11 protein-coding genes are annotated in these 12,280 nt (G+C 69.2%); 9 read left to right on the forward strand and 2 right to left on the reverse strand.

Annotation, left to right across the window (positions count from 1 at the left end; translation table 11 throughout):
* A partial coding sequence (locus tag AC2VOR_RS16390) for a WXG100 family type VII secretion target (RefSeq protein ID WP_486964125.1) occupies window positions 1-219 on the forward strand: 219 nt, incomplete at its 5' end.
* 60 nt (window positions 220-279) lie between these two features.
* On the opposite strand, the gene AC2VOR_RS16395 is transcribed toward AC2VOR_RS16390, so the two are convergent.
* A complete protein-coding gene (locus tag AC2VOR_RS16395; RefSeq protein ID WP_369737295.1) occupies window positions 280-1,605 on the reverse strand; it encodes a PPE family protein, SVP subgroup in 1,326 nt (441 codons plus the stop codon).
* Between the two features lie 558 nt (window positions 1,606-2,163).
* Between AC2VOR_RS16395 and AC2VOR_RS16400 the strand changes: the two genes are divergently transcribed.
* Together AC2VOR_RS16400 and AC2VOR_RS16405 are read left to right on the forward strand one after the other, a co-directional pair.
* Window positions 2,164-2,937, forward strand: a complete 774-nt coding sequence (locus AC2VOR_RS16400; RefSeq protein ID WP_369737294.1) for a response regulator transcription factor — start codon at window positions 2,164-2,166, stop codon at window positions 2,935-2,937.
* The gene (locus AC2VOR_RS16405; protein WP_369737293.1) at window positions 2,934-4,487 is read left to right on the forward strand and encodes a sensor histidine kinase; all 1,554 of its coding nucleotides are present in this window, start codon (window positions 2,934-2,936) and stop codon (window positions 4,485-4,487) included. The genes AC2VOR_RS16400 and AC2VOR_RS16405 overlap by 4 nt, the downstream gene beginning before the upstream one ends.
* 475 nt (window positions 4,488-4,962) lie before the next feature.
* Here the strand turns inward: AC2VOR_RS16405 and AC2VOR_RS16410 are convergent, their stop codons facing one another.
* Complete coding sequence (locus AC2VOR_RS16410) at window positions 4,963-5,637, reverse strand: cation:proton antiporter domain-containing protein (protein WP_369737292.1); 675 nt, start codon at window positions 5,635-5,637, stop codon at window positions 4,963-4,965.
* Window positions 5,638-5,999: 362 nt separating this feature from the next.
* Here AC2VOR_RS16410 and AC2VOR_RS16415 point away from each other — a divergent pair, with 362 nt between their 5' ends.
* The 6 genes from AC2VOR_RS16415 to kdpB form a co-directional block, all read left to right on the forward strand.
* On the forward strand, window positions 6,000-7,427 hold the full coding sequence (locus AC2VOR_RS16415) for a PPE family protein, SVP subgroup (RefSeq protein ID WP_369741465.1): 1,428 nt from the start codon (window positions 6,000-6,002) through the stop codon (window positions 7,425-7,427).
* A gap of 56 nt (window positions 7,428-7,483) precedes the next feature.
* Window positions 7,484-8,794 carry a PPE family protein, SVP subgroup gene (locus AC2VOR_RS16420; protein ID WP_420492653.1) on the forward strand — a complete coding sequence of 437 codons (1,311 nt, stop codon included), beginning with the start codon at window positions 7,484-7,486 and terminating at the stop codon, window positions 8,792-8,794.
* 122 nt (window positions 8,795-8,916) lie between these two features.
* Window positions 8,917-9,033: a potassium ABC transporter ATPase gene (locus AC2VOR_RS16425; RefSeq protein ID WP_369737289.1), complete on the forward strand. Its 117-nt coding sequence runs from the start codon at window positions 8,917-8,919 to the stop codon at window positions 9,031-9,033.
* Complete coding sequence (gene kdpF / locus AC2VOR_RS16430) at window positions 9,030-9,119, forward strand: K(+)-transporting ATPase subunit F (RefSeq protein WP_369737288.1); 90 nt, start codon at window positions 9,030-9,032, stop codon at window positions 9,117-9,119. Before AC2VOR_RS16425 ends, kdpF begins: the two co-directional genes overlap by 4 nt.
* On the forward strand, window positions 9,119-10,789 hold the full coding sequence (gene kdpA, locus AC2VOR_RS16435) for a potassium-transporting ATPase subunit KdpA (protein ID WP_369737287.1): 1,671 nt from the start codon (window positions 9,119-9,121) through the stop codon (window positions 10,787-10,789). The genes kdpF and kdpA overlap by 1 nt, the downstream gene beginning before the upstream one ends.
* Window positions 10,789-12,280, forward strand: a 1,492-nt coding sequence (gene kdpB, locus AC2VOR_RS16440; protein ID WP_486964126.1) for a potassium-transporting ATPase subunit KdpB, incomplete at its 3' end; no start/stop codon positions are given. The genes kdpA and kdpB, both read left to right, overlap by 1 nt.

The following is a 12,280-nucleotide window of genomic DNA, read 5'->3' on the forward strand; positions in this document are numbered from 1 at the left end:
TCGTTGGAGGCCGAGCACCAGGCCATCGTTCGTGATGTGCTGGCCGCCGGTGACTTCTGGGGCGGTTCGGGTTCGGTGGCCTGCCAGGAGTTCATCACCCAGTTGGGTCGCAACTTCCAGGTGATCTACGAGCAGGCCAACTCCCACGGCCAGAAGGTGCAGAGCGCCGGTTCCAACATGGCCAGCACCGACAGCGCCGTCGGGTCCAGCTGGGCCTGACGACACACCTCCACGAAGGGGCCCGCACACCTCCGGTGTGCGGGCCCCTGTCTTGCTAAGTCAGCCGGCCACCGGTGAGCGCGGGATCAGCGAGGGACGGAACCCGACGCGTTGCACCGCGCCGTCGGCCTCGCGTCCGACCATCCCACCCAGCGGCAGCTTGGACACACCCGGGGTGGTCGCCGACGCCGGCGCCGCTCCCCACCCACCGGGCATGCCGTTGGCGCCCGGCGCTGTGGGCAACGGCGTGACCGACGACACAGTGTCCGCCCAGGTGGGCGGCACCGACAGGGTGCCGAGCGAGGCCGCCTGGCCCACGCTGGCCGACGCGCTCTCACCCAGGCCGCCGAGCCCGAGGGTGCCTAAGCCCGGGAGTCCCGCACCCCCGTCGGCTCCGATGATCGAACCCGCGCCCTGCACGTCCAGCGCCAGCCCCTGATAATCGAGGCCCAGGCCGTAGAGATCGAAGCCGATGCCACCGACATCCGAGATCGAGCCGCCCACGTCGCCGAACACGCCGAAGCTGGTGCCGAGCACCACACCCTCCGGCGATGCGAAGACGCCCGCCAGCCCACTCAGCGCGGAAGCGGCAGACGTCCCCGACGTGGCGCTCGAAACGGCCTTCGCGGCGCCCTTGCCGGGCCCGTTGACCAGCGATGTGAGCGAGCTCAACGGCGAATACGCGGCTGATGCCATCGACACCCCGTCGCCCATCGCCATCCCGGAGACGCCGGACGCCGCTCCGGGGTTGGCGAGGCTCTGCAGGGTCTGGGGCACCGAGGACATCAGGTGCGTCGACGCCGTCCGGGCATTGCCGCCGGTCGCCTGGGCCACCGCACCCGTCTGAATGCCCACCCCGCCGGGGTTGGTGGTCCGCGGCGGTGCCGTGAACGTCCCGAAGCTCGATGCGGACGCCGAACTGGCAGCGTAGTTGTACATCGCGGTGGCGTCCTGCGCCCACATCTCGCTGTACTCGGCCTCGGTCGCCATGATCGCGGGCGTGTTCTGCCCAAACAGGTTGGTCGCGATCAGCGCCATCAGCTGAGCCCGGTTGGCCGCGATCAGCGGCGGCGGGACCGTCATCGCAAACGCCGTTTCGTACGCGGCCGCGGCGGCCGTGGCCTGGGTGGCCGCCTGACCGCATTGCTCAGCGGTCACCGTCATCCATGACACGTAAGGCGTGACCGCGGCCGCCATCGCCATCGACGTGGGGCCAACCCATTCTTCCGTCAGGGTCGAGATCACCGACCGGTAGCCGCTTGCCGCGCTCTGCAGCTCGGCGGCCAGGGACTCCCACCCCGCCGACGCGGCCAGCATCGAAGCCGGTCCCGGTCCGGCATACATGCGAGCGGAGTTGACTTCCGGCGGCAATGCGCCAAAATCCATGAGCTTTCCTCAATCTGATTCCGTTTGCTGATCGCGGCCGCGCGCACTGTTGCACGCGCGGTCCGGTGCGCCGGGCGCACCGGGCATCGCACCGGCCTTCTCGTCCGAGCCCGGGACAGCGCGCGGTTGCAGCTGGTGCCGGCCGTGTCCGCGCCGGAAAGTAGACGAGGCTTGCCGTGAAAGACCGTCATTTCGAAGGGAATTCCGTAACGAAGTGTAACGTCGCGTTGACGCACGCCGCGAACTCATGGATCCCGGATTCGCTCCCGCGTAGCGAAGCTCGACCACTCCCACGGCAGCACCGGCGTCTCATAGCGATGAAAGACGTTCTTGTGAAAATGATTTGCGAAGCCTAACCTCGGTCAGGCTCACGCCGTACGATCCAACCATCATGAACACCAGTATTTTTGGGTGCGGCGATCATCTCAAGCTGGCTGATGCAGCACATACAAAACTCATATTTGAACGGCATCGGACGTGACGCGCGCAACACGTCATATTTGAGAACTCTATGAACTTCGTGACAACCGCGTGTGTGGCTTGCGAGAATGGGAGAGCATGACTGCAATGTCGCAACACGCAGGCGGCCAGCGTCCGCGCCAGGCCGTCCTCGGCCAGCTGCCCCGGATCTACCGCGCGGACGGATCACCCATTCGGGTTTTGCTGGTCGACGACGAGCCCGCGCTGACCAACCTGGTGAAGATGGCGCTGCACTACGAGGGCTGGGTCGTCGAAGTCGCCCACAACGGGCGCGACGCCATCGCAAAGTTCGACGCGATCAATCCCGACGTGCTGGTGCTCGACATCATGCTGCCCGACGTCGACGGTCTGCGGATCCTGGAGCGCGTCCGCGAGTCGGACGCCTACACCCCGACGCTGTTTTTGACCGCGCGCGACTCGGTGATGGACCGGGTCACCGGTCTGACAGCGGGCGCCGACGACTACATGACCAAGCCGTTCAGCCTGGAGGAGCTGGTCGCCCGGCTGCGCGGACTGCTGCGGCGTTCCAGCCGGCAACCCGCACCGACCGCGGAGACCCTCGAGGTCGGCGATCTGCGGGTCGACACCGCCAGCCGCGAGGTCACCCGTGACGGCGCTGCGGTGTCGCTGTCCACGACCGAGTTCGAGTTGCTCAGATTCCTCATGCGCAATCCGCGCCGGGTGCTCAGCCGCACCGAGATCCTCGACCGGGTCTGGAATTACGACTTCGCCGGCCGCACCAGCATCGTCGACTTGTACATCTCCTACCTCAGGAAAAAGATCGACTCCGGCAGGGAGCCGATGATCCACACCATCCGCGGCGTTGGATACATGCTGCGGCCGCCGGAATGACCCGGCAGCGCAACACGCCCCGGTGGCTCCCCCGGTCGCTGCGCCGCCAGTTGCTACTGGGCGTGCTGGCCGTGGTCAGCGTGGTGCTGGTGGCCGTCGGTGTCGTCTCGGTGGTCAGCCTGCGCGGCTACGTCACCGCGATGAACGACGAAGACGTCGCCGAATCCCTGGAGGCATTGAGCAACTCCTACAACAGGTACCTCGGCGGCGAACACACCGGGGAGCATGCCGGCACCCCGCCGCTGGGGCAGGCGATGCTGGAGTTCACCGACCAGACGCCGGGAAACCTCATCGCCGTGCTGCGCGACGGCACCGTCATCGGCTCGGCGGTCTTCTCCGAGGCCGAGGCGCGGCCGGCACCACCCGACGTGGTGCGCGCCCTGGAAGCGCGGTCGCAGGCCGACGGGCGGCCCCGGACGGAACACCTCGGCAGCCTGGGCACCTACCGGGTGGCCAGCCACCTCGACGGACCCGACCGGCTTCTCGTCGGGCTGTCGCTGCAGCGCGCCGACAAGATCATCAGCCGCAAACAGGTCACCACCGCGGCGCTGGTCGCCGCCGCCCTCGCGGTGACCGCGGCGCTCACCGTCTGGGTGGTCGGCTACACGCTTCGCCCACTGCGCCGGCTGACCGCCACGGCGGCCGAGGTCGCCGCGATGTCGCTGACGGACGGCGACCAGCGCATCAGCGTCCGGGTGTCACCGGAGGACACCGACCCCGACAACGAGGTCGGCATCGTCGGCAACACGCTCAACCGGTTGCTGGACAACGTCGACAGTGCGCTGGCGTATCGCGCCGAATCCGACCTACGGATGCGCCAGTTCATCACCGACGCCAGCCACGAGCTGCGCACCCCACTCGCGGCGATTCAGGGCTACGCCGAGCTGACCCGCCAGGACAGCTCGGATCTGCCGCCGACCACCGAATACGCGCTGGCCCGCATCGAGTCGGAAGCGCAGCGCATGGCGGTCCTCGTCGAGGAGCTGCTGCTGTTGTCGCGGCTGGGCGAAGGCGTGGACCTGCACCCCGAAGACGTCGACCTGGCCGGGCTGGCGACCGACGCGGTGAACGACGCGGCGGTCGCGGCACCGACCCACCACTGGGTCACCAAGCTGCCCGACAGCCCCGTGTGGGTCCGCGCTGACCCCGCCCGCCTGCACCAGCTGGTCAGCAACCTGCTCCGCAATGCCCGGGTGCACACGCCGCCCGGTGTCACCGTGACAACCGGGATCAGCTGCCACGACGTCCCCGCAGGCGGCCCCGGCACGCCCTACGCCGAACTGAGCGTCGCCGACGACGGGCCGGGGATCGACCCGGAGCTGCTGCCCCGGTTGTTCGAGCGGTTTGCCCGCGCGGACACGTCCAGGTCGAGCGGGTCGGGCCTCGGGCTGGGGCTCGGGCTGGCCATCGTCAGTTCGATCGTCAAGGCACACCAGGGCTCTGTCACCGCCGAATCCGCCGACGGCCGAACGGTGTTTCGGGTACGCCTCCCGATGATCGACCCACCCGACCGGGATTCCGCCCCGGGGGCGGCGCACACCTCCGGCTGATCCGCGCGCGGCGGCACCACGCCGGCCAGCCCGCGACCGCGGCGCGGGTCACCCCGTTCCGGGCACCTCCCCGGACCACCGACCCGGCCGGCACGGCCGCCCAGGGTGCCGCGGCCGCCCAGGCAACCGACACCCGCGCGGCCACGGCCTCGGTTCCGCAGACGCTGCAGAGCCTCGCCGCGCCGACGACCAACGCCTCGGGCTGCGTGGTGACGAGGACATGGGCTTCTCCTCACGAAAGACGAGCCGGCCGGCGAGGGTGGTTGTGTCGTGCTGCGGCGGACCCGCGGTTGCCAAATACCCGCAAACACGGGAAATTTCGACCGCTCCGCGTTTCGGCACCGGGCGCGGCTACCGAGTTACGGACGAACGCCAAAGCGCAACGTCGACGCGTGCGGAGTGCCGGCAAATCGCTTCCAAAACAATATGATTGGAAAAATTGCGGGAGAGAAGCGCGGCAATTGCCTTGATCCGTTTAACGGTACGCGGCAGCACCTACGACCGGCGCAGCCCTGCCACCTCGAGGTCGACGCCGCGTTCCAGGCTGCGCAGCAGTGTCGCGTTGTCGTCGAGCCAATCCAACGCGGCCCGAACTGCCCCGCAGCCGCGCCTCGTTCTCCTCGGTGTGGAAATCGTCGGCCCGGAGTTCGAACAGGCGCAGCAGCCATGGCAGGGTCACCTTCACCAGCAGCCACGCGACGAACAGGCCGAGCATCGCACCGCCCGCGGGAGCCGCGAGGAAGGTCATCGCGAGGTGGCCCGGCCGCACCGTGCCGGCCACCGCGATCCCGACGGTGCCCTGATAGAGCACCAGACCCATCCCGTCGTTGGTGAGCCCTTCCCCCTCGACCGTGGTCGAAAGCCGCTCGGGCACCTTCAGGCGCTTGAACACCGAGGTGGCCGACACCGGGTCCGTGAGTGCCACCACCACTCCGGCCACCAGCGCCGCCGCCAGTGAGACACCACCGATACCCACCATCACGGCGGCGACCGCAGCCGCGGTGGCCACCACCAGCCCGACCGCCAGCACCCGGATCGACCGGGCGTTGGCCCGCAGATCGTCCGGAGCGATGAACAACGCCGCGTAGTACACCAGTGGCGGCAGGAACACGTAGAAGATGGTGTCCGGGAAGATGTTCGGCGTGCCCACCCGCTGCGGCGCCCGGCGATCGCTACCTCGGACGTGTTACCCGGCGCATTGCACGGCCAACAGCTGAATGCGCTCGTCGCGGTCCGGAAAACCCCTCGTTTACCGGCGGCCGGCGGGAAGGTTTGCAGCCGATCGGTTTGACGGCGCGTGCCGCAAAGGCGCAGTGCCGCCGGTGACCGAGGTGGTCCCTGTGTCGGCTCAGCGTGTCAGCTGCGATAACGGCGCGGTTCGCCGCACCCGGAGCCATAGACTATGCGATTGACTCTCAAGCCAGGGAGGTTCACGGACCACCGGCGACGGGTGCCGATCGCGTGGCGCGGGGTCGCTCAGCGGTCGTGGCCAGCTAAAGGAGGTGTGCCGCACTGGACTTTGCGCTGTTGCCACCGGAGGTCAACTCCGGGCGTATGTACACCGGTCCGGGATCGGGATCCCTGCTGGCCGCTGCCGCGGCCTGGGACAAACTGGCCGCCGACCTGCACCTGGCCGCAGCATCGTACGGGTCGGTCATCTCCGGGCTGACCTCTGGGCCGTGGTCGGGTCCGGCGTCGGCGTCGATGGCAGCCGCGGCCGCCCCCTATGTGGCATGGCTGAACGGCAGCGCCGCGCAGGCCGAGGAGGCGGCCTCCCAGGCCAGGGCGGCCGCCGCCTCCTACCAGCAGGCGTATACGGCGACGGTGCCCCCGGCGTTGGTCGCGGCCAACCGAAGCCGGCTGCTGACGCTGACGGCACGCAACACCGTCGGGCAGTACGCGGCGGCGATCGCGGCCCTCGAGGCCCAGTACGCCGAGATGTGGGCCCAAGACCTCGCCGCGATGTACGACTACGCCGGCTCGTCGGCGGCCGCGACCACACTGACGCCGTTCGCCACCCCCCCACAGACCACCCAACCCGGGGGGCCGGCCAGCCAGGCCGCCGCCACGCAAGCGGCGGGCACCTCGGCCGGTACCGCGCAGAGGGCCGTAGCGAGCGTGCCGCAAGCGTTTTCGGTGGTGCCCAGCACGTTGCAGAGCCTGGCCGCGGGCGCGCCGGCACAGGGCATCTCGGGTACGACCGCGCTGAACGTGATCAGCGACCTGATCGCGATTTTTCTCGACGTGCCGGCCGACCTCACCACGTTCTTCCTGGACGTGCCGGCCAACGCGCTCAGTGTGGTGGGCTTTCCTTTGGACGTCATCGGAGCCGGAACCGGTCTGCACACCGACAACATCGTCAGCGGCTGGGCCGGCGAACAGCCCTGGCCGCTGTCGGGGGATCAACCCCCTACGGACTTCAAGGCGAGAATCACGGGCCCCATCGAGCCGGCGGCGGCGTCGTCGGCGGTTCTGCAGCCGGCCGCGGGTCTGGGCGAGGCCAATACGGTTGGGGCACTGACCGTGCCGCCGACGTGGACGATCGCTACACCGGCGGTACAGCCGATCGCGGTGACGCTGCCGGCGCTGCCGGCCACCGCCGTCGGCGCGGCCGTGGCCGAGGCCGCCGAAGTTGGGTCGGGCAGCGCACTCGGCGAGATGGCGGCGGCCGGTCTGGCCGGACGCGCCGTCGCCGGCACGCTGGCCGGCGGGCCCGGCAAAGGTGGCACGGCGACGGCGGGCAGCCGGGTGCGCGTCGGCACGACGGGTACGAGCGAGGGCGCGGCGCCCGTCGCCGGGGACGGAGCCTCGCAGAACAAGCCACGCACCGTGGTCACCGGCGTCGCGGCCGAGCTGCGCGAGTTCGCCAAGCTCCGCGACGAAGGAATCTTGACCGACGAGGAGTACTCGGAACAGAAGAACCGCCTGCTGGGGCGGTGAGCGACGCATCCTCGGTTCGGCTGGACACCAACTTCTGGGACGAGAGACACACATCGATGGATTTCGGGACCTATCCACCGGAGATCAACTCCGGTCGGATGTACACCGGGCCGGGAGCCGGTCCGATGCTGGCCGCCGCGGCCGCCTGGAACGAGCTGGCCATCGAACTCCGGGTGGCGGCCGAGTCGTACAAGTCGGCGATCTCGGACCTGAGCGCGTCGTGGTGGGGCCCGTCCTCGACGGCGATGGTGGCCGCGGCCGCGCCCTACGCGACGTGGTTGCACACCACCGCGATGCGCGCCGAGGACACCGCGACGCGGGCCCAGGCCGCGGTTGCCGCCTACGAGATTGCATTCGCCGCGACCGTACCGCCGCCGGTGATCGCGGCGAACCGAAGTTTGCTCGTGACGCTGGTGGCGACGAACTTCCTGGGGCAGAACAGCACGGCGATCGCGACCGCCGAGGCCCAATACGCCGAGATGTGGGCTCAGGACGCCGCGGCGATGTACGGCTATGCGGGGTCGTCCGCGTCCGCGTCGACGCTGCCACCGTTCGACCCACCCCGGCACAACACCGCTCCCGGCGGTGCGCTCGGCCGGGCCGCCGCCGCGGACCCGCCGAGCGCTACCACCGTGCTGGACCTGATCGGCAACCTCGCCACGATTTTTCCCGGCGGGCCGGCCAACCTGGCTACCGTCTTCGCCGTCGGGCCGACGGACATCCTGACGGGTCCGGTGAGCTTTCCCCTCAACGCCATCGGCACCGTGACCGGTCTGCACACCGACGACGACGTCAGCGGCTGGCAAGGCGTAGCACCCTGGCCGCTCCCAGGTGAAAGACCCCCCTCCGCGTTCAGGGCGCTCATCACGAACCCGGGCCCGGCGGCGGCATCCGGCGTGACGGCGGGACTGGGCGAGGCCAACACAATCGGGGCGATATCCGTGCCGTCGACGTGGACCGTCGCCGCACCGGCCGTGCGATCCGCCGCGCTGACCCTGCCGGCACCGCCGGAAACGACCCTCGGCGCCGCCGGGGAGGCGCTGGAAGCCGGATCGGGAAACGCGTTCGGCGAGATGGCCCTGAGCGGTATGGCCGGGGCGGGCATGGGCGGCGGTGCGGGCACCGGCGCCGGCCGGGACGGCGGCAGGCCGTCAGGGGGCACCCGGGTGCTGGCCCCGGCCGCGGTGCGGGCGAACGCCGGCACGGGCCCGACCGCCGACACGGCGGCCAAACCCTCGCCCGACACACCTCGGACCGTGGTCACCGGAGTCGCGGCCAGGATCCGCGAGATCGCCAAGCTCCGCAACGAGGGGAAGCTGACCGACGAGGAGTACGCCGAGGAAAAGAACCGCCTGCTCGCACTCTGAGCCGCGGGGGGCGATCCCGACGGCGTTAGGAAGCTGTTAGAAAACTTTCGACCAATGGCCCTTCCGGAGCGGCACCGTCTACCTTCAAGCTGACATGTGCGCAAGCTGACATGTGCCTCGACATGCGGCACGAACTGACGCGGAACGGAGACAGGATGGGCGTGCTGGGATTCATCGCGCTGACGGTGGTGGTGTTCGCCGTGCTCGGCCTGACGCAGAAGTTGGTCGAACGGCTTTGAGCTACGAAAACGTCGTCGGCTTGGTGCTGTCGATCCTGCTGGTGCTCTTCCTCTTTGCGGCCCTGCTGTTCCCGGAGCGGTTCTAGTGGGGGCCACGACCGCGGGAATCGTCTTTCTGGCCGTCCTCGTCGCGGCACTGGTGGTGGTGCATGTGCCCCTGGGCGACTACATGTTTCGCGTGTACACCGCGCAACGGGACTCCCACGTCGAGAAGGTGATCTACCGGCTGATCGGTGTCGATTCGCGCTCGGAGCAGTCGTGGGGCGCCTACGCCCGAAGCGTCCTGGCGTTCTCGGCGGTCGGCATCTTCTTCCTGTTCGGGTTCCAGCTCGTGCAGGACAAATTGCCGTTGCACCTGCACGATCCGGCCACCGCGATGACGCCAGCGTTGGCGTGGAACACCGCGGTCAGCTTCGTCACCAACACCAACTGGCAGGCCTACTCGGGCGAATCGACGCAGGGCCACCTGGTGCAGATGGCCGGGCTGGCCGTGCAGAACTTCATCTCGGCTGCGGTGGGAATGGCCGTCGCGGTCGCGCTGGTGCGCGGATTCGCCCGCCAGCGCACCGCTGAGCTGGGCAACTTCTGGGTCGACCTGGTCCGCGGCACCCTGCGCATCCTGTTGCCCATCGCGACCGTCGGCGCGATCGTCCTGGTCGTCGGCGGAGCGATCCAGAACTTCCACCTCAACGACCAGGTTGTCACCACCCTGGGCGGCGTCCACCAGACAATCACCGGCGGTCCGGTCGCCAGCCAGGAGGCCATCAAGGAGCTCGGCACCAACGGCGGCGGCTTCTATAACGCCAACTCCGCGCACCCGTTCGAGAACCCGACCGCCTGGACCAACTGGGTGGAGATCTTCCTGATCGCGGTGATCGGCTTCTCCCTGCCCCGCACGTTCGGCCGTATGGTCGGCAGCGCCAGGCAGGGCTTCGCGATCGCCGGCGTCATGGCGGCGCTGGCGCTGATCAGCTTCGGCGTGACGATGTGGATGCAGCTGCAGCACCACGGCACCGTGCCGAGTTCGGCCGCCGGGGCGATGGAGGGGGTCGAACAGCGTTTCGGCGTCGCCGACTCCGCCGTGTTCGCCGTGACGACCACGTTGACCTCGTGCGGCGCGGTCGACTCCTTCCACGACTCCTACACCAGCCTCGGCGGCATGATGACGATGTTCAACATGCAGCTCGGCGAGGTCGCCCCCGGCGGGGTGGGATCCGGCCTGTACGGCATGCTGATCCTCGCGGTGATCACCGTCTTCATCGCCGGGCTGATGGTGGGGCGCACCCCGGAATACCTCGGCAAGAAGATCACTCCCCGCGAAATCAAGCTTGCCGCAACGTATTTCCTGGTTTCTCCGCTCATCGTGCTGATCGGCACCGCCACGGCTATGGCGCTAGCGGGCGAACGCGCGGCGATGCTCAACGGCGGCCCGCACGGCCTGTCGGAGGTGCTGTACGCGTTCACCTCCGCCGCCAACAACAACGGGTCGGCGTTCGCCGGGCTCGGCGCCAACACCGACTGGTACAACACCGCGCTGGGGCTGGCCATGGTGTTCGGCCGGTTCGCACCGATCGTGCTGGTGCTCGCCCTGGCCGGCTCCCTGGCCAAGCAGGGCAGCACGCCGGATTCGGCCGGCACGCTGCCCACCCACCGGCCACAGTTCGTCGGGATGGTCGCCGGCGTCACGCTCATCCTGGTCGCCCTCACGTTCCTGCCCATGCTGGCGCTCGGGCCCCTTGCCGAAGGAATGCACTGATGAAAGCGACTCATTCGGGCCGCAAACAGGTACGGGGCGGCGTGCTCGACCCGACGATGCTGTGGCGGTCCGCGCCGCAGGCGATGCGCAAACTCGACCCGCGCAAGCTGTGGCGCAACCCCGTGATGTTCGTCGTGGAAATCGGCGCCGTCTGGAGCACGGTGCTGGCGGTCGTCGACCCGACGTGGTTCGCCTGGCTGATCGTGGTGTGGCTGTGGCTGACGGTGCTGTTCGCCAATCTCGCCGAGGCGGTGGCCGAAGGTCGCGGCAAGGCGCAGGCCGAAACCCTGCGCAAGGCCAAGACCCAGACCATGGCCCGGCGGCTGGGGAACTGGGAGCCGGGCACGGCGGGCGTGGAGGAAGAAGTTCCGGCACCGGAGCTGCAACAGGGCGACATCGTCGTCGTCGAGGCCGGGCAGGTGATCCCGGGTGACGGCGACGTGGTGGAAGGCATTGCGTCGGTGGACGAGTCGGCGATCACCGGCGAATCGGCGCCGGTGATCCGGGAATCCGGCGGCGACCGTTCGGCGGTCACCGGCGGCACCACCGTGCTCAGCGACCGGATCGTCGTCAAGATCACCCAAAAGCCCGGGCAGAGCTTCATCGATCGGATGATCGCGCTCGTCGAGGGGGCCAATCGGCAGAAGACGCCCAACGAGATCGCGCTGAACATCCTGCTGGCCGCCCTGACGATCATCTTCGTCTTCGCCGTCGCGACCCTGCAACCGGTGGCGATCTACTCCAAGGCGAACAACCCCGGCGTCCCGAACACGCAGGCGTTGGGCGCAAACGGCGTCACCGGGATCGTGATGGTGTCGTTGCTGGTGTGCCTGATTCCCACGACGATCGGCGCGCTGCTGTCGGCGATCGGCATCGCCGGCATGGACCGGCTGGTGCAGCGCAACGTGCTCGCGATGTCCGGGCGCGCCGTCGAGGCCGCGGGCGACGTGAACACGCTGCTGCTCGACAAGACCGGGACTATCACCCTCGGCAACCGGCAGGCGGCCGGGTTCCTCCCGATCGACGGCGTCTCCCCCGACCAGCTGGCCGACGCCGCGCAGTTGTCCAGCCTCGCCGACGAAACCCCGGAGGGGCGTTCGGTCGTCGTGTTCGCCAAGGAACGCTTCGGCCTGCGCGCCCGCACGCCCGGCGAGCTCTCGCACGCCCGCTGGGTGGCGTTTTCCGCCACGACCCGGATGTCGGGGGTCGACCTCGACGGGCACCAATTGCGCAAGGGCGCCGCCAACTCGGTCGCCGAATGGGTTCGCGGGCACGGCGGCACGGTCCCCACCCAGCTCGGCGACATCGTCGACGGCATCTCCGCCGGCGGCGGCACACCGCTGGTCGTCGGGGAGAGACGCGACGGCACCGCGGCGGTGCTCGGCGTGATCCAACTCAAGGACGTCGTCAAGCAGGGCATGCGCGACCGGTTCGACGAGATGCGCCGCATGGGCATCCGCACGGTGATGATCACCGGCGACAATCCGTTGA

Source organism: Mycobacterium sp. TH-M103 (assembly GCF_057473785.1).